The following is a 25,111-nucleotide window of genomic DNA, read 5'->3' on the forward strand; positions in this document are numbered from 1 at the left end:
CATTGGTTGAAAGGTAAATTATGGAAGGTATCAGTATTGCCAAACTGCTGATCATCGGTGCGCTCATCGTACTGCTTTTTGGCACCAATAAGTTACGTTCACTGGGTGGCGATCTGGGTTCCGCAATCAAAGGCTTCAAAAAAGCCATGAAAGATGATGAATCCGGCGCATCCAAAAGCAGCGCTGAAGAAGTGCCTGCTGAACGTGTCAGCCACAAAGAGTAATCTCTGCGCCTAACGTCAATAAGTGTAAATATTTATTACGTTGATAAAAAACCAGACTGTCGCCAGCCTGGTTTTTGTTTTTTGCGTCTTAGTGCCAATTGGCGTAAATGATTTCCTGCTCATCCACATCAAATATTGTTGAGCCATATAAGCCATCAAAGTCGCTCAACCCATCCTGTGTATGCCAGCCCTGCAACATATCATCAGTTAAAATTAAGGGTATCAACGATATTGTTTCTTCTTCCTCGGCTGTAATAACATCAATGAGTGCTATTTCAATTTTATCTGATTCACTCTCATCAATTGGCATAATGATTTCGCCTATTTTAGGCTTAGTCAAAAACGGATAATCAATTTTGCCACCCATTACGCCTTGCGGATTAATGGGGACTGCACTAAAAACATGCTGAGCGACAGAAATCTCGGTGGGCAGTTCAAACTGCCAACGGCCTTGGCTATCAATTTCAGAGCTGCCGACCCACACATCATCAAGATAAAAGTATAACGTCGTACCAACTGGCGCATTACCGCTGAAAGACCCTTCATCCTCATTCAGATCATCAATGATGACCTCATCTTCAGTGATGACCTTTGACTTTACCTGTACTGAAAGTTGAGGTTTGGCACTCTCGCGTTCAGGTAGCGTGGCAATTTCCACAATCTCGTGGTGCATGCCGATAGCCGGTTGCCACAGTTGTGGCTGAGGAGCATTGAATTTCGCTTCCAGCAAATCAAAATTCCATTCAGGTTCAGGCTCTTCATTAATCACAGGGAGTACATTCTCCTGGGAAGTTTGAAAAGCGATGTCTTCAGCATAAGGCATGATGTGTCGCACCTCTTCGGGCATTACAGCGACAGTTTCATGACCCTTTAGTGGCAACTCTAAATGAATTTCATCGTATCGATGCTCAATACTGATAGCGGTAGCGATAAATGCATTGGCACAGGAGGCGTGAGATGAAGTATAGGGATTGGTGTTATCTATGGGCGTGGTGCGCGCTTTAAGCGCATCCAAACTCTCTCCGGATGCACTGTTAAGCCGCACATCGGGTATTTGACCTGACAAATCGGGTTCCTGGAGAAAATCGAGCCCCTTTAAGTGAGAGGATGTTTGCATTATCTGACCTTCAAAAATAAGCACTGAGAAAAGAGAAATAGGCTCTTATGGCCTCAGCGATTAAAGCGACAGATTTGAGACAGGGATTAAGATTTTTAAGGAGATATTTGCGATTGCGCCCTGGTAAGAGCGCAATCGCGAAGCATATTACTTAACTTCCAGACCTTTGGCCTGCATATCGGCGTGATAAGAGGAGCGCACAAACGGGCCGCAGGCGGCATGGGTGAAGCCCATCGCCATTGCTTCTTCTTTCATTTCGTCAAACTCGGCCGGGCTAACGTAGCGCTGCACCGGCAAGTGGTGACGGCTCGGCTGCAAATACTGTCCCAGCGTCAGCATGGTGACGCCGTGGCGACGCAGATCGCGCATCACTTCAATGATTTCAGCATTGGTTTCGCCCAGACCGACCATCAAACCCGATTTAGTCGGGATATCCGGATGCGCTTCTTTGAAACGCTCCAGCAATTTCAGTGACCAATCGTAGTTGGCGCCAGGACGGACCTGACGGTAAACGCGCGGCACGTTTTCCAGATTGTGGTTAAACACATCCGGTGGCGTCGCGGTGAGGATTTCCAGCGCGCGATCCATACGACCACGGAAGTCCGGTACCAATGTTTCAATTTTGATGGTTGGGCTTTTTTCGCGAATCGCGCTGATGCAGTCAGCAAAGTGCTGGGCACCGCCGTCGCGCAGGTCATCACGGTCCACTGAAGTGATGACCACATAACGCAGCGCCATATCGGCGATGGTTTGTGCCAGTTTCAGCGGTTCGTTAGCGTCAGGCATATTCGGACGGCCGTGCGCCACGTCGCAGAATGGGCAGCGACGGGTACAGATCGCGCCGAGGATCATAAAGGTCGCGGTACCGTGGTTGAAACACTCTGCGAGGTTAGGGCAGGAGGCTTCTTCACACACCGAGTGCAGACCGTTTTTACGCATCGCGGCCTTGATGCCCTGAATGCGGCTGGAGTCCGCAGGCAGTTTGATCTTCATCCATTCCGGCTTACGCAGAATTTCTTCACGCTCAACCATCACGGTTTTCACCGGGATCAGCGCCATTTTGTCGGCATCGCGATACTTGACGCCACGTTCCATCTGAATTGGTTTACTCATAAATCTGCAGGTTCCGGTCGGGATTGCGATTTGAAAGCTTCCTCACTCAAACTGAGAACCAGGCTTTCAACTTTTTTTGAAAATATGGCAAAAATTATATCATCTCGTCTGCCCATAAGCAGCCGATTCGCCGGTGCAAAAGTTACAATTTTGTAAATAGGCACGTACAGTCAAGGTCAGACCGCGGCATCACTTTGCCATTCCAGTTGGGTAAATCCGGTTAAATGGGCGAAATGCTGCACTAGACGCGGCTGCACATCTGCCGGTGTGACGCCCGGCTGCAGCTGGCTAAGCTGCGTCATTTGCATCCCGGCATATCCGCACGGATTGATGCGCAGGAACGGCGCTAAATCCATCGCCACATTCAGTGCCAGGCCGTGAAACGAGCAGCCTTTACGAATGCGCAGTCCCAGCGAACAAATCTTGTCATCGCCAACGTACACGCCCGGCGCATCCGGTCGCGCCCGCGCGCTGATGTCATAGTCGGCCAGCGTGGCGATCACCGTTTCTTCTAACGCCGTCACTAACTCGCGCACGCCCATCTTGCGACGTTTCACGTCAATCAGCACATACATCACCTGTTGGCCGGGGCCGTGATAGGTTACCTGGCCGCCGCGATCGCTTTGTACCACCGGAATATCGCCCGGCATCAGCAGATGTTCAGCTTTCCCTGCCTGGCCTTGGGTAAACACCGGATGATGTTCCACCAGCCAGATTTCATCGGCAGTGCTGCTGTCGCGTTGATCGGTAAAGTGATGCATGGCATCGGAGATGGGTTGCCAATCGCGCTGGCCGAGTTGACGAACAAGAAGCGTATTAGCTGACAAAGCAGAGATCCGGTAAAGAGTAGAAGGCAGAGTATAACGCTGGCAAAGCGGACTTTGCCAGCGCCAGAATTACAGCACCATGCGCACGATTTCGATGTTGCCCAGCTCTTCATACAGGGTTTCAACCTGCTCAATGTGGGTGGCGATGATGGTAATGGAAACAGAGTGATAGTTGCCTTTGCTGCTTGGCTTAACGTCCGGTTTGTAATCGCCTGGCGCGTGGCGCTGCACCACTTCAACCACTTGATCAACCAGCTCCGGTTGCGCCAAACCCATCACTTTGTAAGTGAAAGGCGTAGGGAATTCGAGCAGTTCATTCAATTTGGTTTTCATACATTGACTCCGGTGCTTAAAAAACAGGCTCCCGCCAAGGCGGGAGCAAAGATAGTAACTTAATTGGGGGCAAATTGGCGTTTTTTCAAGCGCGCCTTAGCCGAACCAGTGGTGGAACATCAGTTTGATGTAATCGATGATGCGGCCGAAGAAACCACCTTCTTTCACTTCATTCAGCACCACCAGCGGACGCTGTTCCACCGTTTTGCCGTCGAGCTGGAAGTTGATGCTGCCCACTACCTGATTTTTCTGCAGCGGCGCATGCAGTTCAGTGTTGTTCAGCACATAGCTGGCTTTGAGATCTTTCATGCGGCCACGCGGAATGGTCAGATAGGCATCTTTCTCCACGCCCAGCTGGACACGATCGCTGTCACCGAACCACACAGGCTCAGAGGCAAACTCTTTGCCCGCTTTCAGCGGTGCGACGGTTTCAAAGAAGCGGAAGCCCCACGTCAGCAACTTCTTGCTCTCGGTTTCACGGCCTTTAAAGGTACGACCGCCCATCACCGCGGAGATCAAACGCATCTGGCCTTCTGTTGCCGAGGCGACCAGGTTGTAACCCGCTGCGTCTGTGTGGCCGGTTTTAATGCCATCGACGTTCAGGCTGGTATCCCACAGCAAACCGTTACGGTTGGTCTGCTTGATGTTATTAAAGGTGAAATCTTTTTCACGGTAAACCGCGTACTCATCGGGTACGTCACGGATCAGCGCCTGGCCGATCAACGCCATATCGCGCGGCGAGCTGTATTGGCCTTCGGCATCCAAACCGTGCACGGTCTGGAAGTGGGTGTTTTTCAGACCCAGCGCGCCAACGTAGTTGTTCATCAGGTTGACGAATGCGTCCTGGCTGCCGGCAACGTAATCCGCCATCGCTACACAAGCGTCGTTACCTGATTGCAGCACGATACCGCGCGTCAGTTGAGAAACCGGCACACGATCGCCAGGCTTGAGGAACATCAGTGATGAACCTTTGAATACCGGATTACCGGTTGCCCAGGCATCTTTACCCACGGTCACGATGTCATCGTTATGGATTTTTCCCGCTTTGACCGCCTGACCAATCACGTAGCTGGTCATCATTTTGGTCAGGCTTGCCGGATCGCGGCGTGCATCCGCGTTCTTTTCGGCCAGCACTTTGCCGGAGTTATAGTCGATCAGCACATAAGCTTCAGCATCAATGTCCGGTACACCCGGAATCATAGTCTTAAGATTAACATCGTCCGCAAATGCGGCATGGCTGAGAGAAAGGGCGACCAGTGATCCCACTGTCAGGCGTTTCAGAAAACGAGAAGGTTTCAGCGTATTCATGTTCAGGACTACAACATCCGTGGGTTTAGAGTGAAAAAAGTGCCTAACTATAGCAAACGTCCGATCGGGCGACATCTTGCTTTGCAAATCAGTTTCAGCAGGAAATGTCACTGTCCGTTACATCGATGGACGGGCAGTGGTAATAAATGAGCTCATTTGCGCTTCAGTGTTCAGACGTTGCTGCAAGGCAGCGGCTTCGGCACGGCTTTTATAGCCACCTAACTGAATGCGATAGACGTTGCCATTGGCTTCAACCGCGCCCGGCACGCCAAAGCGTTTACCCAGACTTTCGGCCAGCTGACGTGCACGCGCCGGATCGTTAATCGCGCCGACCTGAACCACATAACCGCTGCCGGCATGGGCATTCTGGCTGGTAGCTGGTGCGGCAGCAGCGGCTGGCGCGGAAGACGTTGCTGGGGCTGGCGCGGCAACCGGCTCGTTCCCTTCCAGCACGCCCGTGGCTAACGGCTGTGGCGCGCCGAGAAAACCGCTGCTCTGGACGGGCGCACCCATGCTGTCATTGCTTTGTAAGGTGCTGTTATCGACAGCGCGCACATCCTGCGGTGCAGGCGCTGGCGCCGCATTGGCGCTGCCGCCCATCATCACCATGCCGCCGCCGAGATCGGGACGCGCGGGCAGGGCGTAGCTCTGTTTGGCGACGGTGGTACCGATGGTGCCGGGACCGGAAACGGAACCATCCGGCGCCACTTTAATGTAATCAACCCGCACGCGGGTGTTGTTAGAAATATTCAGGCGATCGCCCGCCGCACGCGACAAGTCGATAATGCGGCCTGGCGTGTAAGGGCCACGATCGTTGACGCGTACCACAATTTGGCGGCCGTTGGCGAGGTTAGTGACACGCACATAGCTCGGCAGCGGCAGCGTTGGATGCGCGGCGGTCATGCCTTCCGGATCGTAAGATTCACCGATAGCGGTGCGATTCCCCTGCGCTTCGTCACCGTACCAGGTGGCTAAACCCACTTCGCTGTAGTTCGAGGGATCTTTGATCACGCGGTAGCTTTTACCGTTGACGCTGTAATCCTGGCTGGTGGAAGGATTGATCGGTTCATAACGTGGTTCCACGCCAGGAATTTCCACTACCGGGCCGTTATAGGCCGGTTGCGGTGGCGCAGTATTATTCTGCGGTTCCGGTGTGGAACAGGCAGCCAGTACCAATGATGCCAGTGCAACCCCAAGCCAGTCCTTACGCATGTGCAGCCTCTTAAACGCTTTTAGATAACATTTTTCGATGAGTATGGATCGACATCACGATGCCAAATCCAGCCATTAACACAATCAATGCCGATCCGCCGTAGCTCACCAGCGGCAGCGGTACGCCAACCACCGGTAAGATACCACTTACCATGCCAATGTTAACGAAAACATAAACGAATAAAATCAGCATCAAACCGCCCGCCATCACGCGACCAAAGGTGGTTTGCGCGCGCGCCGCGATAATCAGTCCGCGCATGATCAGCAGCAAATAGAGTACCAGCAGTAACAACACGCCAACCAGACCCAGTTCTTCCGCTAAAACGGCAAAAATAAAGTCGGTATGGCGTTCAGGCAGGAACTCCAGCTGCGATTGGGTACCGTGCAGCCAGCCTTTGCCGCGCAGGCCACCGGAACCGATAGCAATCTTCGACTGAATGATGTGATAACCGGCGCCGAGCGGATCGCTTTCCGGGTCCAGCAGCATCATCACGCGGGCGCGCTGGTAGTCATGCATCAGGAAGAACCACAAAATCGGGATAAAGGCGGCGACCAGCAATACCGCGATACCAATCAGCTTCCAGCTCATGCCGGATAAGAACAGTACAAACAGGCCGGAAGCGGCGATCAGAATCGAGGTGCCGAGATCGGGTTGTGCCGCCACCAGCAGCGTCGGCATGAAAATCAAAATCAACGCGATGCCGGTGTTTTTCAGCGTCGGCGGGCAGACATCGCGGTTAATAAAGCGCGCCACCATCAGTGGCACGGCAATCTTGGCAATCTCCGAGGGCTGAAAACGCACAAAACCAAGATCGAGCCAGCGCTGTGCGCCTTTACTGATGTGACCAAACGCGTCCACCGCTATCAGCAATATCACGCAGACAATATAGAGATAGGGCGCCCAGCTTTCATAGACGCGCGGCGGCACCTGCGCCAGCACCAGCATAACGATGATGCCCATGGCAATTTGCCCGAACTTACGCTCGGTCATGCCTGGATCCTGTCCGCTGGCGCTCCAGATGACGATGGCGCTGTAGGTCAGCAAGCTGAGAATGATCAGCATAAACAGGGGGTCGATATGGATGCGCGTCCAGATCGATCTTTTCTGCGGACTATCGTTCATGGACATTGTCATTCACCTTCGTAGCCGGGCGGTGTCGGTGCGGCTTCTGGCAGCACGGTATTGTTGTCGCCTAACATAATGTGGTCGAGAATCTGGCGCATCACGGTGCCGACAGCCGGGCCTGCGCCGCCGTTTTCCAGAATCATGGTGACGGCCACGCGCGGTTTATCGTAAGGCGCGTAGGCAGTCATTAATTTATGGTCACGCAGACGTTCGGCAATCTTGTGCGCGTTATAGACTTCATTTTCTTTCAGTCCGTAAACCTGCGCGGTACCGGATTTGGCGGCGATTTTGTAGGGCGCATCGGCAAAGCTCTTGTGTGCGGTACCGTTAGCGCGGTTGGCTACGCCATACATGCCGTCTTTGGCAATTTCCCAGTAACCTGAATGAATATCGCCAATCGGTGCATCCGGAACCTGGCGATAGGGGACCATCACCTGGCCTTCACGCGTGGCGCGCAGTAAGTGTGGCACTTTGATCACACCGTCATTGATCAGAATCATCATCGCTTTGTTCATCTGAATGGGGGTTGCGGTCCAGTAACCCTGGCCTATACCCACCGGAATGGTGTCACCTTGATACCACGGCTTCTTAAAGCGCTTCAGCTTCCATTCGCGCGTGGGCATGTTGCCCGCGCTCTCCTGCGGCAGATCAATGCCGGTGCGATGGCCGTAACCAAACTTGGTCATCCACTCTGACAGGCGATCGATGCCCATATCGTAGGCAACCTGATAGAAGAAGGTATCCGCCGATTCTTCCAGCGATTTAGTGACGTTCAGGCGACCGTGGCCCCATTTTTTCCAGTCACGATAGCGCTTTTCCGAGCCGGGCAGTTGCCACCAGCCGGGATCGAACAGGCTGGTATTGCGGTTGATCACGCCTGCGCTCAGCGCCGACACGGCAACGTAAGGTTTCACCGTTGACGCTGGGGGATAAGAGGCCTGCAGCGCACGGTTATACAGTGGACGGTTTTCGTCGCTTAACAGCGCTTTATAATCTTTGCTCGAGATACCGTCGACAAACAGGTTCGGGTCGTAGCTGGGGGTAGAAACCAGTGCAAGAATTTCGCCGGTGCGTGGATCGCTCACCACCACTGCCGCGCGGCTGCCGGTCAACAAGGTTTCGATGTACTGCTGCAGTTTGAGGTCAACCGTCAGGTAGATATCGCGTCCGGCCTGCGGAGATTGCTCGTGCAGCTGTCGAATGACGCGGCCACGGTTGTTAACTTCAACCTCTTCATAACCGGTTTTACCGTGCAGCACATCTTCATAATAGTTTTCGATGCCGAGTTTGCCGATATCATGTGTAGCCGCATAGTTCGGCCATTTGCCTTCCTGATCGAGGCGCGTAACGTCGCGATCGTTGATTTTGGAGACGTAGCCCACTACGTGCGTCAGCGTCTGGCCATACGGATAGTAGCGGCGCTGATAGCCTTTTACTTCCACGCCAGGAAAACGGTATTGATTGACGGCGAAACGCGCCACCTGCACTTCGTTTAAACCGATTTTGACCGGAATCGAGGTAAAGCGGCGCGAGCGTTTACGCTCTTTGTCAAACGCATCGAGATCGTCGTCGGTCAGATCCAGTACCGGACGCAGATCCTGCAAGGTCTGCTTCAGGTTGTCGACCTTTTCCGGCATCAGTTCGGCCTGATAAATCGTGCGGTTTACTGCCAGCGGGACGCCGGTACGATCGAAAATAATGCCGCGGCTCGGTGCCACCGGCACCAGCTTAATGCGGTTTTCATTTGAACGGGTGCTGTAGTCGTCAAAGCGCAGAATTTGCAGGTGGTACATGTTGACCACCAGAATGCTGGAGAGCAGCAGAATGCCAACAAAAGCCACCAATGCTCGGCGGACAAAAAGTTTCTGTTCGGCAGTGTAATCGCGAAAGGCGTTGCTCTGTAATTTCATCCGCTACATTTATTGTCTGGGGTTGTCAGGCGTTTATTCACGATGATAAGGATGATTCGTGGTGATGCTCCACGCACGATACAGGCTTTCCGCTACCAGCACACGCACCAGCGGATGTGGCAACGTGAGCGCTGACAGTGACCAGCTTTGTTCAGCAGCGGCTTTGCACGCGGGCGCCAGTCCTTCCGGACCGCCGATTAACAGGCTGACATCGCGGCCATCCAGTTTCCAGCGTTCAAGCTGCTGCGCCAGCTGTGGGGTTTCCCACGGCTGTCCGGGGATATCCAGCGTGACAATACGATTGCCTTTACCCACGGCGGCCAGCATCGCTTCACCTTCTTTTTCAAGAATGCGTTTGATGTCAGCGTTCTTGCCGCGTTTGCCGGCAGTTACTTCGATCAGTTCAAACGGCATATCTTTCGGGAAGCGGCGCAGATACTCCATGAAACCGGTCTGAACCCAGTCGGGCATTTTGGTGCCGACGGCCACAAGCTGCAGTTTCACGTCTTAGCTCCAGAGTTTTTCCAGCTCGTACAGCTGGCGGCTCTCTGCTTCCATCACGTGCACAATCACGTCACCCAGGTCAACGACCACCCAATCGGAGGCGGTTTTGCTGTCTACACCCAGCGGCTTAAGGCCCGCAGTGCGCGATTCCTGCACCACATGATCGGCGATAGAAGCGACGTGACGTGTTGAAGTGCCGGTGCAAATGATCATGCAATCGGTGATGCTGGATTTGCCCTGAACATCAATAGCAATGATGTCCTGGCCTTTGAGATCATCAATCTTATCAATAACGAACTCTTGGAGTGCTTTACCTTGCAAAAGGTTCCCCTTAAAAACAGGTGATTACGGACGGGCTAACGATGCGAGAAAGGTAGCCGAAAATGAAGCGGCGCAGTATAGCATGCTGCCTTTAGCTGCGATATAAGCCAACGCTATCGATGTAGCCGATCACTGCATCTGGCAGTAAATCCGCGCAGGAGATGCCTGCATGGCGGCGCTGACGGATTTCGGTGGCGGAAATGTCGAACAGCGGCGTATCCGCCAGCCAGATGTGTCCCGCCGGTGCGTGATGGAGTTGCTGCACCTCATCGGCGAGATGCTCATCAAGCCACTGCTGCATCTCTGGCGTCTCCATCTGCGCGGCGTAACCTGGACGCTTACACACCAGCAAATGGCACAGCGACAATAGATCCTGCCAGCGATGCCATTTGGCTAACGTTAGCAGAGAATCCTGACCAATGATAAACCCGAGGGGCTGTTCTGGGCCGCGTTCCGCACGCAGTGCTTCCAGCGTGGCAACTGTCCAGGACGGCGTTGCACGCGCCAGTTCACGCGTATCGATATCAAACAGCGGGCGATCGGCAATAGCACAGCGCAGCATCTCAACGCGCTGTTGCGCACTGGCTTCCGGCTGCGGGCGATGCGGCGGCACGTTGTTCGGCAGCAGCGTGACCTTTTTTAATCCCACTTGCTGTGCCAGCGCTTCTACCGAGCGCAAATGGCCGTAGTGAATCGGATCGAAGGTGCCGCCAAACAGAGCGTAGAGTTTAGACATCAGTAAAGCTCAATGGGAAATCGCGGTGACACAGCAGCAGCGACAGTGTTTCCAGCTGCGGCCACAGGTTTTGTCCGTAATCCTGCTTCATGCTGAGTTCCAGCTCTGCCAGCAAATGCACCGCGCGCTGTAAACGCTGTGCATCAAGGCGCTGCAAGGCTTCAGTAAACAGCGCGCGACGGTTTTGCCAGATACGTTGCTGATCCATCAGCGTGCGCAGCGCTTGTTTCGCCTGATTCCGCTGCAGGTGCAGCAGCGTGAGTAAATCGCGTTGCAGCGTGCGCAGTAGAATCACCGCTTCGCTGTCCTCTTTCTCCAGCTGATGCAGGATGTGCAGGGCGCGTTTACTTTTCCCTGCCAGCAATGCATCCACCCAATGGAACGGGGTAAAGTGCGCGGCATCGTTGACGGCGGCTTCCACGCGCGGCAGCGTTAATTTGCCATCCGGCCACAGCAGCGATAAGCGTTCCAGCGCCTGCGACAGCGCCAGCAGATTCCCTTCGTAGCAGTAGCAAAGCAACTGGATCGCCGCATCATCTACGCTGAGTTTCATCGCTTTGGCGCGACTCGCCACCCAGCGCGGTAGCTGTGCCTGTTCAGGGGTCTGGCACGGAACCATTACCGCCTGCGTACTCAGCGCCTTGAACCAGGCGCTGTTCTCCTGCGCTTTGGTCAGTTTCGCCAGACGCAGCACCAGCAAAATATCGCTGTGCAGCAGCGTGGAGAGTTTCACTAACTGCTCGGCGATAGCGGCATTGGGGCCGTTTTCGGGCAGTTGCAGCGTCAGGGTTTGGCGTTGGGTAAACAGGCTGAGCGATTGGCAGCTAACGAAGATCGCATCCCAATCGGTTTGCGCATCAATGGTGACGCTGAAGTGCTCTTCAAATCCCTGTGCGCTGGCGGTAGCACGGATTGCATCCGCGCTTTCCTGAATCAGCAGAGGTTCATTACCGGTGAGAAAATAACAGGCGCGCAGCCCCTCTCGAAGCTGCGCGCTCAGTTGTTCAGGATAAATCCTGATCATTGCAGACTGGTAGCTGACGAAGAGGACACTTCCGGTGAGTTCTGTCCCGGTGCAATCGTCTCAGGCTGCGGCAAAGTATCTTTGTTGCTTTCCTGCGCGGCATGCACGGTCAGCAGTTTGCGTACTAACTGCTCGGACGCGCGCTGACGCATCTCCTGCACGATCATATCTTGCTCGGCATCCTTCGCCAGTGCGGCGTTCGGGTTGTCGAAGAAAGAACGATACACGGTGGTGCTGATCGGGTAGATACCTTTACCCGGCAGCAGAACCTGTGCGGTGACCGTCATCACCAGCGAGTATTCCGCGGTGGTACCGCTGATAAACACCGATGCGGTATCACGTCCCTGGCCTTCAGCACCCAGACGCAGCGTTGGGTATTTGGCGCTGGCCGCTTTGCTGTCTTCAATGATGGTGACATTGTTGATGCGCAGCTGCTGGCGCACGGCACGCGCCAGTGGGCCATAGGGATCGCCGCTCTGGACGATAAGGGTTTTCATCTCACTCGGCACCGAGGTGGTGCCGCGGGGGTGGAAACCACAGCCTGCGGTAATCACTACCGCAAGCAGGACAAACAGCCTGATAATCAGTTGTCGCACAGTTCCTCCTGAACTTAACCTACGACCAGGTTAAGCAGTTTGCCAGGGACATAAATCACTTTACGAATGGTGACGCCATCCAGATATTTCGCCACCAAATGCTCCTGCGCAGCACGCGCCTGCACCTGCTCCTGCGTGGCATCCGGCGCAACGGTAATCTTGCCGCGCACTTTGCCATTCACCTGCACTACCACCAGCAGCGAATCTTCCACCATGGCCGCTTCATCGGCTACCGGCCAGCTGGCTTCGTCGATGCTGCCTTCGCCGCCCAGCGCTTGCCACAATACATAGCTGGCGTGCGGAGTGAATGGATAGAGCAGACGCGTCACTGCGACCAGCGCTTCCTGCAGCAGCGCGCGATCTTGCTCGCTCTCCTGCGGGGCACGGATCAGTTTGTTCATCAGCTCCATAATGGCAGCGATGGCGGTGTTGAACGTCTGACGACGACCCACATCATCGGCCACTTTGGCGATGGTTTTGTGCAGATCGCGACGCAACGCTTTCTGGTCGTCATTCAGGTTATTGACGTCCAGCGCCACGGTCGCGCCTTTCGCAATGTGCTCGTAAGCCAGTTTCCATACGCGCTTCAGGAAGCGGTTAGCACCTTCAACGCCCGATTCCTGCCACTCCAGCGTCATCTCTGCTGGCGAAGCAAACATCATGAACAGACGAACGGTATCTGCACCGTAACGCTCAACCATCAGCTGGGGATCGATGCCGTTGTTTTTCGACTTCGACATTTTGCTCATGCCGGCGTAAATCACTTCACGACCTTCGTTGTCGGTGGCTTTGATAATGCGGCCTTTCTCGTCGCGTTCTACGGTCACGTCAACCGGAGAAACCCAGTTACGCTCGCCGTTCACGCCGAGGTAGTAGAACGCATCAGCCAGCACCATGCCCTGACACAGCAGGCGTTTGGCCGGCTCATCAGAGTTCACCAGGCCAGCATCACGCAGCAGCTTGTGATAGAAGCGGAAATACATCAGGTGCATGATGGCGTGTTCGATACCGCCAACATACTGATCGACCGGTAGCCAGTAGTTCGCCGCCGCCGGATCCAGCATGCCTTCATGATAGTTGGCGCAGGTATAACGCGCGTAATACCAGGATGACTCCATAAAGGTGTCAAAGGTGTCGGTTTCACGCAGCGCAGGCTGGCCATTAACGGTGGTTTTGGCCCACTCAGGATCGGCTTTGATTGGGCTGGTGATACCATCCATCACCACGTCTTCTGGCAGGATGACCGGCAACTGATCTTCTGGCGTTGGCATCACGGTGCCATCTTCCAACGTCACCATTGGAATTGGCGCGCCCCAGTAACGTTGACGGGAAACGCCCCAGTCGCGCAGACGGTAATTGACTTTACGCACGCCCACGCCTTTGGCAGCCAGCGCATCGGCGATGGCGTTAAAGCCCGCCTGATGATCCAGACCGTTGTATTCACCCGAGTTGAACAGCGCGCCTTTTTCGGTCATCGCGGCAGCACTCAGGTCCGGTTCAGAACCGTCGAGATTCAGGATCACCGGCTTAATGTTCAGGTTGTACTTGGTAGCGAACTCCCAGTCACGCTGATCGTGGCCTGGAACAGCCATTACCGCGCCGGTGCCGTATTCCATCAGCACGAAGTTAGCGACCCACACCGGAATTTCTTCACCGGTCAGCGGATGGATAGCGAACAGGCCGGTGGCCACGCCTTTCTTCTCCATCGTTGCCATATCGGCTTCGGCGACTTTGGTGGTACGGCATTCGTCGATAAATTCAGCCAGCGCAGGATTAGTGGCAGCTGCTTGCTGCGCCAGTGGGTGACCTGCGGCAACCGCCACATAGGTTGCACCCATAAAGGTATCTGGACGGGTGGTGTAAACGGTCAGCTTCTCAGCGCTGTTGGCAACGTCAAAGGTGATTTCCACGCCTTCAGAGCGGCCAATCCAGTTGCGCTGCATGGTTTTGACCTGCTCCGGCCAATCTTCCAGCTTATCGAGATCGTTGAGCAGCTCCTCCGCATAAGCGGTGATTTTGACGAACCACTGTGGAATCTCTTTGCGCTCAACTTTGGTATCACAGCGCCAGCAGCAGCCGTCGATAACCTGTTCGTTGGCCAGCACGGTCTGATCGTTCGGGCACCAGTTCACCGCCGAGGTCTTTTTATAGACCATGTCTTTTTCATACAGCTTAGTGAAGAACCACTGTTCCCAGCGATAGTATTCTGGCTGGCAGGTCGCCAGTTCGCGGCTCCAGTCATAGCCAAAACCCAGTAATTTCAGCTGGTTCTTCATGTAGGCGATGTTGTCGTACGTCCACGGCGCCGGCGCGGTGTTGTTTTTCACCGCAGCACCTTCGGCTGGCAGACCAAACGCATCCCAGCCAATTGGCTGCAGAACGTTTTTGCCGAGCATACGCTGGTAACGCGCAATCACATCGCCAATGGTGTAATTACGTACGTGCCCCATGTGCAGGCGGCCAGAAGGATAGGGCAGCATCGAAAGGCAATAATATTTCTCTTTGCCTTCCTGCTCGGTCACTTTAAAGGTTTCGTTTTCGTCCCAGTGTTGTTGGACGCGGGATTCTATCTCTTCCGGGCGGTATTGCTCTTGCATGGCTGCCTGTGGTCCTTTGTGAAAATCGCTAAGCATACTTTTAGATCCGCATAGCATACCCATAAGGCTGCGCATCAACAACTTTTCACGCCCTCGCCGGCCGGATTTCTGCCGAATGCGCCGCCGCTTTCACCCTTTTGTGATTTCTCCACTTGCTGCCGATGCAATTGTGACAAAACCGCTAAACTTAACAGCAGTGTCCGCAGCGGAAAGGAGAATAAAATGAATAACGTGGCGCAGGAATACCGTGCAACGATTGAAGCATTATCCCAACGATTGGATCATGGCGAGCGCGATGTTGATGCGTTGGTGGCCGAGGCGCGGCAAAGTTTGCTGGCGAAAAAAACGTTGTCACCCGCCGAGGTCAATGAAGTGATGCGCGCCGTGCGGCGCGATTTACACGAGTTTGCGCTGAGCTATCAGGAGTCTTCTGATGTGGTCGGCGATTCAGTGTTTTTGCGCGTGATTCGTGAAAGCCTGTGGAAAGAGCTGGCGGATATCACCGATAAAAGTCAGCTCGAGTGGCGTGAAGTGTTTCAGGATTTGCGCCATCACGGCGTCTACCAGAGCGGTGAAGTGGTGGGGCTGGGGAATTTAGTCTGTGAGAAGTGCGGCTTCACACGGGCGATTTATACGCCAGAGAGCTTAACGCGCTGCCCGGAGTGCGGGCACGATCAGTTCCAGCGCCAGCCGTTTGAACCCTGATGTTATGAATGTATAACCCCCGCGCGATGAATCGCGCCGCTACGGGTACGAGCACTTATCGTAGCGGCGCAATTTATTGCGCTAATCAGTGCAGGATCTTCGCCAGGAAGTCTTTCGCACGATCGGATTGCGGATTGTTAAAGAAGTCATCCTTATTGGTGTCTTCAATAATTTTCCCCTCATCCATAAAGATCACGCGGTTAGCGACTTTGCGCGCAAAGCCCATTTCATGCGTTACCACCATCATGGTCATGCCTTCATTCGCCAGCTCAACCATCACGTCCAACACTTCGTTGATCATTTCAGGATCAAGCGCTGACGTCGGCTCATCAAACAGCATCGCCACCGGATCCATGCACAACGCACGCGCGATTGCTACGCGCTGCTGCTGGCCGCCGGAAAGCTGGCCGGGAAACTTATCCGCGTGCGCAGAGAGCCCAACACGTTTTAGCAAGCCCTGCGCTTTCTCACGCGAGGCCGCTTTATCACGCTTCAGCACTTTGACCTGCGCCAGCGTCAGGTTCTCGATAATGCTGAGATGAGGGAACAGCTCGAAGTGCTGGAACACCATGCCCACTTTGCTACGCAATTGAGCGAGGTTGGTTTTTTTGTTGTTCACTTCGGTGCCGGTCACCTGAATGCTGCCCTTTTGAATCGGCTCCAGACCGTTCACGGTTTTAATCAGCGTTGATTTACCTGAGCCAGACGGACCGCAGACCACCACCACTTCACCTTTTTTCACTTCGGTGGAGCAGTCGGTCAGCACCTGAAAGTGCCCATACCACTTTGAAACATTTTTCAGGCTAATCATTTAAACCGTCCTCTTTCTTTTCAGATAGGTAACCAACAGCGAAGCGCTCAGGCTGATCACAAAGTAGACCAGACCAGCAAACAAAATCATTTCAACCTGGGTTCCGTCACGCTCACCTATGGTTGAAGCGGTGCGGAAGAAATCGGCCAGGCTCAGTACATACACCAGCGAGGTATCCTGGAACAGCACGATGCCTTGCGTCAGCAGCAGCGGCACCATGGCGCGGAACGCCTGCGGCAATACGATCAGTTTCATTGATTGCCAGTGCGTCATGCCGAGCGCCAGCGCGGCATTGGACTGCCCGCGTGAGATGCTCTGAATACCGGCGCGGATGATTTCCGAATAGTACGCGGCCTCAAATAGCGCAAATGCCACCATGGCTGAAATCAGGCGGATATCGGATTTAGGCGATAAGCCCAGCACCTGTTGCAGGAAGGCGGGCACCACCAAATAGAACCACAGCAGCACCATCACCAAGGGTACGGAGCGGAACAGGTTGACGTACAGCTTGGCAAACCAGCGTATCGGCGCAATCGGCGACAAGCGCATCACCGCCAAAATCGTGCCCCAGATAATGCCAAACACCACGGCAATCGCGGTGATCTTGAAGGTAATGATCAACCCGTTCCACAAGTAAGGCAGGCTGGGAACAATTGAACTCCAGTCAAACTCGTACATTATTTGCCTCCCATATTGCCAGGCAGGCGAATTTTGCGTTCTACCACACTCATAATCAGCATGATGACCAGGTTAATGCCGACGTACGCCAGAGTGATGGCGGTAAAGGATTCATAGGCATGCGCGGAGTAATCCAGCAGCTTGCCGGCCTGCGCCGCCATATCCACCAGTCCGATGGTTGAGGCGATCGCCGAGTTCTTCACCAGATTAAGCATTTCCGACGTCATCGGCGGCACAATCACGCGATAGGCATTCGGCAGCAGCACATAGCGATAGGTTTGCGGCAGCGTCAGGCCCATCGCCAGGCCGGCATTTTTCTGACCGCGTGGCAGCGACTGAATCGCCGCGCGTACCTGTTCACAGACGCGCGCTGCGGTGAACAAACCAAGGCAAATCGTCGAGGAGACGAAGAACTGAATATTGGGATCCAATTCCGACTTAAACCACATGCCCAGCTTTTCGCCCACCAGTTCTGGCGCAACCAGATACCAGAAGAAGAACTGCACAATCAGCGGGATATTACGGAATAGCTCCACGTAGCAGGTGCCAATTGCCGCCAACAGGCGGTTGGGCACGGTACGCAGAATGCCAAATAAGGAACCTACCAGGAAGGCGATAATCCAGGCGCAGCAGGACACCGCAATGGTGACCTGAAAACCGGACCACAGCCAGCCGAGGTAAGTCGTATTGCCGAACGGGGCCTGTTCAAGAAAAATGCCCCAGTTCCAATCGATACCCATAACGAGCTCCGGTAAAAAAAGGGTAGCGAGGCTACCCATAAGATTGTTGAGCGGTGTCTTGCATCCTGCTTCAGGGGAACGGCCTGTTACAGTCTGTCTGTCCGCACCGCATGTTCAGCAATCGAGAGGGCAGCGGGGCTGCCCTTGTTGTCGTTGTTAATTCAGAGTGCTTTGTCGTTCGGTGCTTTGAACAGGGCCTGCATATCGCTTGAGAGTTCGAAGTTCAGGTTCAGATTCTTCGGTGGAATCGGTTTTTTGAACCAGGTTTCAAACCATTTTGAGGCTTCGCCAGAGGTTTGCGCTTTAGCAATGGTTTCATCCATCAGATGTTTGAACTGTGGATCCTGATTACGCAGCATGCAGCCGTAAGCTTCTTTCGACTGCGGTGTACCCACGATGTCCCAGTTGTCTGGCTTCTTGGCTTTGGCACGTTCACCTGCCAGCAGCGCGTCATCCATCATGAAGGCCACAGCACGACCGGTTTCCAGCGTACGGAAAGAATCGCCATGGTCTTTCGCGCTGATGATGCGCATATCCATTTTTTGCTCGTCGTTCAGTTTGTGCAGCAGAACTTCTGAAGTGGTACCGGAGGTCACGACAACGGTTTTACCCTTCAGATCAGGGAAATCTTTGATGTCGCCGCCTTTTTTCACCAGCAGACGCGTACCGATGATGAACACGGTGTCAGAGAATGCCGCTTGCTTCTGACGCTCCAGGTTGTTGGTGGTAGAACCGCACTCAAAATCGTAAGTTCCGTTCTGCAACAGAGGAATACGGTTCTGCGAAGTAATCGGCAGCATTTTGATCTGCAAATCAGGCTTATTCAGTTTGGCTTTAATAGCCGCGATGATGGCGTTTGAATAATCCTGTGAATAGCCAACCACTTTTTGCTGGTTGTCATAGTAAGAAAAGGGAACTGATGATTCACGATGCCCAACGACGATCACGCCGCTATCATTGATTTTTTTCAGGGTACCGGTGAGATCTTCCGCCTGGGCCGCTCCCGCTGCTGCTCCCAACAGCAAAAGAGATAATGCCACTTTGCGTATCTGCATGTTCCAACTCCTTCGTATGGATGTCGCGCAGAACATAAACTGCGCAGATTGTGATGTTGTGTGTATTTCGTGCTGCTTTTTTTGTTATCCCATAGCGCAACCGCACGCAGGATAGTGATTAACATAGCGAATTGTTAACGCAATGAAACAAAAAAGTTTCTTTTTTGCGAGCCGCTCCGCACCAATAAAAGGCAAAAATTCCCCAATGCGCCAATAGAGTGCGCATCATTGCCATAAATTAGTGCGTAAAGGTTGCACTACGCTGACAAAAGCCGATGTTTGCGAAAATCACTGAAATAAATAGCAATGATCGTGCCAGCACGATGAAGAAGTGTAAAAAGCCAGCAGAGAATCGGGGAAAGCACCACGGAAGGAAGAGAAAACAGCGCATAAAAAAGGCGAAGTATTCACTTCGCCTGTTTGCATAGCTGCCTGAACTAGTGGCGACGGCGCAGAATGGCCACCACAATGCTAATCAACGTCACTAGCCACACTGGCCAGATGCCCGCTTTCGCATACGGCGTTTCACCCTTGGTTGGCGTGACTTTGGCTTCCAGCACATCGCGTGTGAACTGCGGCAACGCTTTCTCCACCTCACCATTGGCATTTACTACTGCGGTAACACCGTTATTGGTGGAGCGCAGTAACGGACGTCCCAGCTCCAGCGCACGCATGCGCGCCATCTGGAAATGCTGCCACGGTCCGATGGAGTGACCGAACCAGGCATCGTTGGAGACGGTCAGCAGGAAGTTGGTATCGGGACGGAAGTTGGCGCGCACTTGTTCGCCCAGCACGATCTCATAGCAGATAGCGCTGGTCAGGTGATAACCCGCTACTTTCAGCTGCGGCTGGACATAGGCGCCACGGCTGAAGGAGGACATCGGCAAATCGAAGAACGGCGCCAGCGGACGCAGCAACGCTTCCAGCGGCACAAACTCACCAAATGGCACCAGATGATTCTTCTGATAGCGGTTCTGGCTTTGATAGCTGTAAGGCTGCTCGCCACCCAGCACAATTACCGAGTTATAGTCGTGATAGCGATTATCGCCTTCCACGCGAGAATCCACGATACCGGTAATCAGTGAGCTGCCGCGCGCGCGCAGGTCAGCATCCAGCGCCCGCAGGAACGGCTGCTGGTTGCTTTCCAGATCGGTAATCGCTGATTCGGGCCAGATAATGATCGGTGCTTTGCCGATAAAAGGCTGGCTATAGGAGGTGTAAACGCGCAGCGTGTTCAGCAGTTGCTGCGGATCCCACTTCATCGACTGCGGAATATTGCCTTGCACCATCGCAACATCAACGCTGCGTTCCGGCAGCGGCTGATACCACTGCATCATGCGCAGCGGCCACGGCAGTAACAGCAGGAGCGCGGCGGCTATCAAGCTTTTCACCGTACGATGATGCAGCGCGTGCACCAGCAAGCCGGCGATCACCATCAACAGGAAGGTAATGGTTTCAACGCCTGCGAGCGGCGCGAGGCCTTTTAGCGGACCGTCAATCTGGCTGTAGCCAAACTGCAGCCACGGAAAGCCGGTGAGCACCCAACCGCGCAGGAATTCGCTAATCTGCCACAGCGCGGGTGCCGCTAAAGCCAAACGCCACAGCGTGGCGCGCGGCCAGAAACGGTTGAGCAGAAGGGCAAACAGCATCGGATAAAGCGACAGATAAGCCGCCAGCAGAATCACCAGCAAGATGTTTACCGGGCCGGGCATGCCGCCAAAGGTGGCGATGCTGACGTAAACCCAATTGATGCCGCTGCCAAACAGTCCAAAGCCCCAAACGAAGCCGATTGCCGCAGCCTGCGCAGTGCGACGTTCCAGCAGCAACAGTTGCAGACCAAACAGCGAAATTATCGCCGCAGGCCAGAAATCGTAGGGGGAAAAGGAAAGGGTGCCAATGGCACCCGTAACTAACGCCAGCAGCAGGCGAACCCGCTGCTGCGAGTAAAGAGAGGCTAAAGCCATAAAGTTATTCGTCTTCCAGTTGCGGTTGTGGTGAGTCTTCCGGAATTTTTACATGCACCTGGATGATACGGCGGCTGTCAGCCATGGCGACTTTGAACTGATAGCCATCAATGACAATACTTTCGCCGCGAGCGGGAAGGTGGCCGAATCCCTGCATGACCAATCCGCCAATGGTATCGACTTCGTCATCGCTGAAATCGGTGCCAAAGACCTCATTAAAATCTTCAATTTGCGTTAAGGCGCGCATGGTGTAGGTGTAACGATTGAGCTGGCGGATATCACGATCTTCTTCATCGTCATACTCATCTTCAATTTCGCCAACAATCAGCTCAAGAATATCTTCAATGGTCACCAGACCAGAGACGCCACCAAATTCATCAATGACAATCGCCATGTGATAACGCTGCGAGCGGAACTCCTTCAGCATGCGATCGACGCGCTTGCTTTCAGGAACCACCACGGCGGTGCGCAGCACTTTTTCCATGCTGAACGGCTCAGACGCGCTGGCCATAAACGGCAGCAGGTCTTTGGCCATCAAAATGCCTTCAACATGGTCTTTGTCTTCGCTGATCACCGGGAAGCGTGAGTGGGCGGATTCAATAATCACCGCAAGGCACTCTTCCAGCGTTTGGTTGCGTTTCAGGGTGATCATTTGCGAGCGAGGGATCATGATGTCGCGCACGCGCTGTTCGGCAATGTCCAGCACCCCTTCGAGCATGTCGCGGGTGTCCTGATCAATCAGCTCTTTTTGCTCAGAATCGCGGATTAACCCCAGCAGTTCATCACGGTTTTTGGGTTCACCGTGAAACAGTTGGTTGATTAACAGGGAGAAAAATCCCTTTTTACTACTGGGTGCGTCGCTGTTTTGAGAATGGTCGTCGCTCATGGCGTTTTTATTTCGTTCTCTCTAATGAGGGATTGGGGCTGCTGGCATCCGCGCCAGCAGCGCAATAACCTGAACCAGCGGCTCAGGCGTCTTCTTTCTCCGAAATGTACGGATCAGGATAACCAAGAGCAAGCATTATCTCGGTCTCCAGCGCCTCCATCTCTTCGGCTTCTTCATCTTCGATATGGTCGTAACCCAGCAGATGCAGCGTACCGTGCACCACCATATGCGCCCAGTGGGCTTCGACGGTTCTGCCTTGTTCAGCAGCCTCTTGCTCGACAACCTGACGGCAAATAATCAGATCGCCGAGCAGTGGCAGTTCAATTCCCGGCGGTGCTTCAAACGGGAATGACAGCACGTTGGTCGGCTTATCTTTGCCGCGATAAGTCAGATTAAGCTCATTACTCTCGGCTTCATCCACCAGACGAATCGTGACTTCGCTTTCTGGTTGAAACGGCGTTACCGCCGCTTCCAGCCAGCGTTGAAAATCACTCTCCGCTGGCAGATGGTTTTCATCGGCGCAGGCCAGTTGTAAATCAAGAATCACCGCGCTCATGAACGCTCCTGCGGGCTGGTTTGGCTGGCAAGCTGAGCCGCGATAGCTTCGCGTTTGCGCTCTTCTGCCTGTTGATCACGGCGTTTCTGGTCGGCGGTTTCCCAGGCTTCATAAGCATTCACGATGCGTGCGACAACCGGATGACGCACCACGTCTTCGCTGTGGAAAAAGTTAAAGCTAATCTCATCGACTTCTGCCAGCACTTCAATGGCGTGGCGCAGGCCGGATTTGGTGCTGCGCGGCAAGTCAATCTGCGTGATATCGCCGGTAATGACCGCTTTCGAATTAAAGCCGATACGCGTCAGGAACATCTTCATCTGTTCGATAGTGGTGTTCTGGCTCTCATCGAGAATCACAAAGGCGTCGTTCAGCGTGCGTCCGCGCATGTAGGCCAGCGGAGCCACTTCAATCACGTTGCGCTCAATCAGTTTCTCTACGCGCTCAAAGCCGAGCATTTCGAACAGCGCGTCGTACAGCGGGCGCAGGTAGGGATCGACCTTCTGGCTGAGATCGCCAGGCAGGAAGCCGAGTTTCTCACCCGCTTCAACCGCCGGACGCGTCAGCAGAATACGGCGAATCTCCTGACGCTCCAGCGCATCCACTGCGGCAGCGACCGCCAGATAGGTTTTACCGGTACCTGCCGGGCCGATACCAAAGGTAATGTCGTGGGAGAAGATATTAGCGATGTACTGCGCCTGGTTAGGCGTACGCGGTTTGATTACGCCACGCTTGGTTTTGATGTTCACCGCTTTGCCGAATTCCGGCACGCTCTCAGCGCTCTGTTCCAGAACGCCGCTCTCTTTGATTGCCAGGTGAATCTGGTCCGGTTCGATATCTTTGATCTGACCGCGCATTGGGGCGGTATCAACATACAGCGTGCGCAGGATATTGACGGCAGCGTCCACACAGAGCGAGCGGCCGGTAAGCGTGAATTGGTTGTCACGGCGTTTGATTTCAAGGCCCAAACGGCGCTCCAGCTGTTTCACATTGTCATCCATCGGACCGCACAAGCTCATCAGTCGTTGGTTATCTGCCGGTTCAAGGGCGATTTCACGCGTTTCGATATTCAAATGAATCCTTAAGGTCACTCAGGGCCAGTTGAAAAGGTGTGCCGGATGTCGAAGAGCAATCTCTCCACATCTTTATGAAATTATTTATGGCGCTGCGCACTGGCGCAAGCTTCAGAGTCGATATTTGGGCAGCACTTGTGGAAAGCAAGGGCCTGGGGATGAAACAGGCGACAGCGCTTTGTGCGCTATCGCTCAACGTTCGAGGTTTCAAGGCTGGAACAGTCCGACGCCGATGTCGTTCTCTTTGCGGGTACGCGCAATCACTGACGCCGGGCTTTCGGCCACACGGAGCGCCATTTGATCTTCGGTGCGCACCAGCACGCCGCGCAGGGAGCTGGCATAGACATCAACAATTTCGACATCAACAAACTTCCCGATCATTTCAACCGGTGCTTCGAAGTTCACCACGCGGTTATTATCGGTGCGGCCGGTCAGTTCCATCACATTTTTACGCGAAATGCCTTCCACCAGCACGCGCTGCGTGGTGCCCAGCATGCGGCGGCTCCACGCCATCACCTGCTGATTGATGCGGTCCTGCAGGATGAAAAGACGCTGCTTTTTCTCCTCTTCTGTCACATCGTCGGGCAGATCGGCGGCCGGCGTGCCTGGGCGCATGGAGTAGATAAAGCTGAAGCTGACATCGAAATTCACTTCACCGACCAGCTTCATGGTCTGCTCAAAATCCTGCTGCGTTTCGCCGGGGAAACCGATGATGAAATCAGAGCTCAGCTGGATATCCGGCCGTGCGGCTTTCAGCTTGCGGATAATCGCTTTGTACTCGAGTGCGGTGTGCGCGCGCTTCATCAGCGTCAGGATGCGATCTGATCCGCTCTGAACCGGCAGATGCAGGAAGCTCGCCAGCTCGGGTGTATCGCGGTAAACCTCGATGATGTCATCGGTAAATTCAATAGGATGGCTGGTGGTGAAGCGAATACGGTCAATGCCGTCGATCGCCGCCACTAAGCGCAGCAACTCAGCAAAGGTGCAGATATCGCCATCAAAGGTGGCGCCGCGATAGGCGTTGACGTTCTGGCCCAGCAGGTTGACTTCACGTACGCCCTGAGCGGCAAGCTGGGCGATTTCCAGCAGAATATCGTCGCTCGGACGGCTGACTTCCTCGCCGCGCGTGTAAGGCACCACGCAGAAAGTACAATATTTGTTGCAGCCTTCCATGATCGACACAAAGGCGGTTGGGCCATCGGCGCGCGGTTCTGGCAGGCGATCAAACTTCTCAATTTCAGGGAAGCTGATGTCAACAACCGGGCTTTTACTGCCGCGCACGGTGTTAATCATCTCCGGCAGACGATGCAAGGTCTGCGGGCCAAAGACGATATCGACGTAACTGGCGCGCTGGCGCAGACGTTCACCTTCTTGTGAGGCCACGCAGCCACCCACGCCGATGATCAGATCGGGATTGCTCGCTTTCAGCTTTTTCCAACGGCCTAACAGAGCAAAAACCTTCTCCTGCGCCTTTTCACGGATGGAGCATGTGTTGAGCAGCAGAACGTCCGCCTCTTCAGCTTCCTCGGTAAGGGTGTAGCCGTGCGTGCTGTTCAGCAGATCGGCCATCTTCGATGAATCGTATTCATTCATCTGACAGCCCCAGGTTTTGATGTGCAGTTTTTTGGTCATCGAACTAGCCATTGATTCAAGCGAAGTGCAGGGCGCGTATTGTAATGCTTCGACGCTGTTGTTACC

25 protein-coding genes are annotated in these 25,111 nt (G+C 54.1%); 2 read left to right on the top strand and 23 right to left on the bottom strand.

The window, feature by feature from the left end; translation table 11 throughout:
* The first annotated feature begins 20 nt into the window (after positions 1-20).
* Positions 21-224, top strand: coding sequence for a twin-arginine translocase subunit TatE (tatE, locus tag PO881_RS05425; protein WP_064740541.1), 204 nt, complete (start codon positions 21-23; stop codon positions 222-224).
* 88 nt (positions 225-312) lie between these two features.
* Here the strand turns inward: tatE and PO881_RS05430 are convergent, their stop codons facing one another.
* From PO881_RS05430 to leuS, 14 genes are all read right to left on the bottom strand, one after another.
* The gene (locus PO881_RS05430) at positions 313-1,341 is read right to left on the bottom strand and encodes a hypothetical protein (RefSeq protein ID WP_280172568.1); all 1,029 of its coding nucleotides are present in this window, start codon (positions 1,339-1,341) and stop codon (positions 313-315) included.
* 147 nt (positions 1,342-1,488) lie between these two features.
* On the bottom strand, positions 1,489-2,454 hold the full coding sequence (gene lipA / locus PO881_RS05435) for a lipoyl synthase (RefSeq protein WP_101763255.1): 966 nt from the start codon (positions 2,452-2,454) through the stop codon (positions 1,489-1,491).
* Between the two features lie 176 nt (positions 2,455-2,630).
* Positions 2,631-3,281 carry a lipoyl(octanoyl) transferase LipB gene (gene lipB / locus PO881_RS05440; RefSeq protein WP_280172569.1) on the bottom strand — a complete coding sequence of 217 codons (651 nt, stop codon included), beginning with the start codon at positions 3,279-3,281 and terminating at the stop codon, positions 2,631-2,633.
* A gap of 69 nt (positions 3,282-3,350) precedes the next feature.
* A complete protein-coding gene (gene ybeD / locus PO881_RS05445; RefSeq protein ID WP_008103691.1) occupies positions 3,351-3,614 on the bottom strand; it encodes a DUF493 family protein YbeD in 264 nt (87 codons plus the stop codon).
* Between the two features lie 96 nt (positions 3,615-3,710).
* Positions 3,711-4,922, bottom strand: a complete 1,212-nt coding sequence (gene dacA / locus PO881_RS05450) for a D-alanyl-D-alanine carboxypeptidase DacA (protein ID WP_101763253.1) — start codon at positions 4,920-4,922, stop codon at positions 3,711-3,713.
* A gap of 117 nt (positions 4,923-5,039) precedes the next feature.
* Positions 5,040-6,134: an endolytic peptidoglycan transglycosylase RlpA gene (gene rlpA, locus PO881_RS05455; RefSeq protein WP_280172570.1), complete on the bottom strand. Its 1,095-nt coding sequence runs from the start codon at positions 6,132-6,134 to the stop codon at positions 5,040-5,042.
* 10 nt (positions 6,135-6,144) lie between these two features.
* Positions 6,145-7,257, bottom strand: coding sequence for a peptidoglycan glycosyltransferase MrdB (gene mrdB / locus PO881_RS05460; RefSeq protein WP_101763316.1), 1,113 nt, complete (start codon positions 7,255-7,257; stop codon positions 6,145-6,147).
* An 8-nt stretch (positions 7,258-7,265) separates the two neighbouring features.
* The gene (gene mrdA / locus PO881_RS05465; protein ID WP_101763251.1) at positions 7,266-9,170 is read right to left on the bottom strand and encodes a peptidoglycan DD-transpeptidase MrdA; all 1,905 of its coding nucleotides are present in this window, start codon (positions 9,168-9,170) and stop codon (positions 7,266-7,268) included.
* A gap of 33 nt (positions 9,171-9,203) precedes the next feature.
* On the bottom strand, positions 9,204-9,674 hold the full coding sequence (gene rlmH / locus PO881_RS05470; protein WP_008103678.1) for a 23S rRNA (pseudouridine(1915)-N(3))-methyltransferase RlmH: 471 nt from the start codon (positions 9,672-9,674) through the stop codon (positions 9,204-9,206).
* Positions 9,675-9,677: 3 nt separating this feature from the next.
* A complete protein-coding gene (gene rsfS / locus PO881_RS05475) occupies positions 9,678-9,995 on the bottom strand; it encodes a ribosome silencing factor (RefSeq protein WP_008103673.1) in 318 nt (105 codons plus the stop codon).
* A gap of 91 nt (positions 9,996-10,086) precedes the next feature.
* Complete coding sequence (gene nadD / locus PO881_RS05480) at positions 10,087-10,731, bottom strand: nicotinate-nucleotide adenylyltransferase (protein ID WP_277974643.1); 645 nt, start codon at positions 10,729-10,731, stop codon at positions 10,087-10,089.
* A complete protein-coding gene (gene holA / locus PO881_RS05485; protein ID WP_110865717.1) occupies positions 10,724-11,755 on the bottom strand; it encodes a DNA polymerase III subunit delta in 1,032 nt (343 codons plus the stop codon). The genes nadD and holA overlap by 8 nt, the downstream gene beginning before the upstream one ends.
* Positions 11,752-12,351, bottom strand: a complete 600-nt coding sequence (gene lptE / locus PO881_RS05490) for an LPS assembly lipoprotein LptE (RefSeq protein WP_110865718.1) — start codon at positions 12,349-12,351, stop codon at positions 11,752-11,754. The genes holA and lptE overlap by 4 nt, the downstream gene beginning before the upstream one ends.
* A gap of 14 nt (positions 12,352-12,365) precedes the next feature.
* Complete coding sequence (gene leuS, locus PO881_RS05495; protein WP_137385363.1) at positions 12,366-14,948, bottom strand: leucine--tRNA ligase; 2,583 nt, start codon at positions 14,946-14,948, stop codon at positions 12,366-12,368.
* 222 nt (positions 14,949-15,170) lie between these two features.
* Between leuS and PO881_RS05500 the strand changes: the two genes are divergently transcribed.
* Positions 15,171-15,653: a zinc ribbon-containing protein gene (locus PO881_RS05500; RefSeq protein ID WP_007890691.1), complete on the top strand. Its 483-nt coding sequence runs from the start codon at positions 15,171-15,173 to the stop codon at positions 15,651-15,653.
* An 85-nt stretch (positions 15,654-15,738) separates the two neighbouring features.
* Here PO881_RS05500 and PO881_RS05505 read toward each other — a convergent pair whose 3' ends face one another.
* From PO881_RS05505 to miaB, 9 genes are all read right to left on the bottom strand, one after another.
* Positions 15,739-16,464, bottom strand: coding sequence for an amino acid ABC transporter ATP-binding protein (locus PO881_RS05505; protein WP_008103661.1), 726 nt, complete (start codon positions 16,462-16,464; stop codon positions 15,739-15,741).
* Positions 16,465-17,142, bottom strand: coding sequence for a glutamate/aspartate ABC transporter permease GltK (gltK, locus tag PO881_RS05510; RefSeq protein WP_101763247.1), 678 nt, complete (start codon positions 17,140-17,142; stop codon positions 16,465-16,467).
* Positions 17,142-17,882 carry an amino acid ABC transporter permease gene (locus PO881_RS05515; protein ID WP_061717388.1) on the bottom strand — a complete coding sequence of 247 codons (741 nt, stop codon included), beginning with the start codon at positions 17,880-17,882 and terminating at the stop codon, positions 17,142-17,144. Before PO881_RS05515 ends, gltK begins: the two co-directional genes overlap by 1 nt.
* Positions 17,883-18,043: 161 nt before the next feature.
* Positions 18,044-18,937 (bottom strand): glutamate/aspartate ABC transporter substrate-binding protein, encoded by an 894-nt coding sequence (locus PO881_RS05520; protein WP_280172571.1) that lies wholly within the window; start codon positions 18,935-18,937, stop codon positions 18,044-18,046.
* A 437-nt stretch (positions 18,938-19,374) separates the two neighbouring features.
* Entirely contained in the window at positions 19,375-20,901 is a 1,527-nt protein-coding gene (gene lnt / locus PO881_RS05525) for an apolipoprotein N-acyltransferase (RefSeq protein ID WP_280172572.1), read from the bottom strand.
* A gap of 4 nt (positions 20,902-20,905) precedes the next feature.
* Entirely contained in the window at positions 20,906-21,787 is an 882-nt protein-coding gene (gene corC, locus PO881_RS05530) for a CNNM family magnesium/cobalt transport protein CorC (protein ID WP_176971375.1), read from the bottom strand.
* A gap of 82 nt (positions 21,788-21,869) precedes the next feature.
* Positions 21,870-22,343, bottom strand: coding sequence for an rRNA maturation RNase YbeY (gene ybeY, locus PO881_RS05535; RefSeq protein ID WP_280172573.1), 474 nt, complete (start codon positions 22,341-22,343; stop codon positions 21,870-21,872).
* A complete protein-coding gene (locus tag PO881_RS05540; protein WP_101763243.1) occupies positions 22,340-23,413 on the bottom strand; it encodes a PhoH family protein in 1,074 nt (357 codons plus the stop codon). The genes ybeY and PO881_RS05540 overlap by 4 nt, the downstream gene beginning before the upstream one ends.
* 207 nt (positions 23,414-23,620) lie before the next feature.
* Positions 23,621-25,045 carry a tRNA (N6-isopentenyl adenosine(37)-C2)-methylthiotransferase MiaB gene (gene miaB / locus PO881_RS05545; RefSeq protein ID WP_101763242.1) on the bottom strand — a complete coding sequence of 475 codons (1,425 nt, stop codon included), beginning with the start codon at positions 25,043-25,045 and terminating at the stop codon, positions 23,621-23,623.
* Between the last annotated feature and the right edge of the window lie 66 nt (positions 25,046-25,111).

Origin of the sequence: Pantoea sp. SS70 (assembly GCF_029866845.1) — a bacterium.
Taxonomy (GTDB): domain Bacteria; phylum Pseudomonadota; class Gammaproteobacteria; order Enterobacterales; family Enterobacteriaceae; genus Pantoea; species Pantoea leporis.

Coding starts and splice junctions, on each gene's coding strand:
- PO881_RS05515 (WP_061717388.1), bottom strand. CDS start 17,882: ATGGGTATCGATTGGAACTGGGGCATTTTTCTTGAACAGGCCCCGTTC.
- miaB (WP_101763242.1), bottom strand. CDS start 25,045: ATGACCAAAAAACTGCACATCAAAACCTGGGGCTGTCAGATGAATGAA.
- holA (WP_110865717.1), bottom strand. CDS start 11,755: ATGATCAGGATTTATCCTGAACAACTGAGCGCGCAGCTTCGAGAGGGG.
- ybeD (WP_008103691.1), bottom strand. CDS start 3,614: ATGAAAACCAAATTGAATGAACTGCTCGAATTCCCTACGCCTTTCACT.
- PO881_RS05505 (WP_008103661.1), bottom strand. CDS start 16,464: ATGATTAGCCTGAAAAATGTTTCAAAGTGGTATGGGCACTTTCAGGTG.
- nadD (WP_277974643.1), bottom strand. CDS start 10,731: ATGTCTAAACTCTACGCTCTGTTTGGCGGCACCTTCGATCCGATTCAC.
- tatE (WP_064740541.1), top strand. CDS start 21: ATGGAAGGTATCAGTATTGCCAAACTGCTGATCATCGGTGCGCTCATC.
- mrdB (WP_101763316.1), bottom strand. CDS start 7,257: ATGAACGATAGTCCGCAGAAAAGATCGATCTGGACGCGCATCCATATC.
- mrdA (WP_101763251.1), bottom strand. CDS start 9,170: ATGAAATTACAGAGCAACGCCTTTCGCGATTACACTGCCGAACAGAAA.
- lipA (WP_101763255.1), bottom strand. CDS start 2,454: ATGAGTAAACCAATTCAGATGGAACGTGGCGTCAAGTATCGCGATGCC.
- leuS (WP_137385363.1), bottom strand. CDS start 14,948: ATGCAAGAGCAATACCGCCCGGAAGAGATAGAATCCCGCGTCCAACAA.
- rlpA (WP_280172570.1), bottom strand. CDS start 6,134: ATGCGTAAGGACTGGCTTGGGGTTGCACTGGCATCATTGGTACTGGCT.
- corC (WP_176971375.1), bottom strand. CDS start 21,787: ATGAGCGACGACCATTCTCAAAACAGCGACGCACCCAGTAGTAAAAAG.
- PO881_RS05430 (WP_280172568.1), bottom strand. CDS start 1,341: ATGCAAACATCCTCTCACTTAAAGGGGCTCGATTTTCTCCAGGAACCC.
- gltK (WP_101763247.1), bottom strand. CDS start 17,142: ATGTACGAGTTTGACTGGAGTTCAATTGTTCCCAGCCTGCCTTACTTG.
- ybeY (WP_280172573.1), bottom strand. CDS start 22,343: ATGAGCGCGGTGATTCTTGATTTACAACTGGCCTGCGCCGATGAAAAC.
- lnt (WP_280172572.1), bottom strand. CDS start 20,901: ATGGCTTTAGCCTCTCTTTACTCGCAGCAGCGGGTTCGCCTGCTGCTG.
- PO881_RS05500 (WP_007890691.1), top strand. CDS start 15,171: ATGAATAACGTGGCGCAGGAATACCGTGCAACGATTGAAGCATTATCC.
- PO881_RS05520 (WP_280172571.1), bottom strand. CDS start 18,937: ATGCAGATACGCAAAGTGGCATTATCTCTTTTGCTGTTGGGAGCAGCA.
- dacA (WP_101763253.1), bottom strand. CDS start 4,922: ATGAATACGCTGAAACCTTCTCGTTTTCTGAAACGCCTGACAGTGGGA.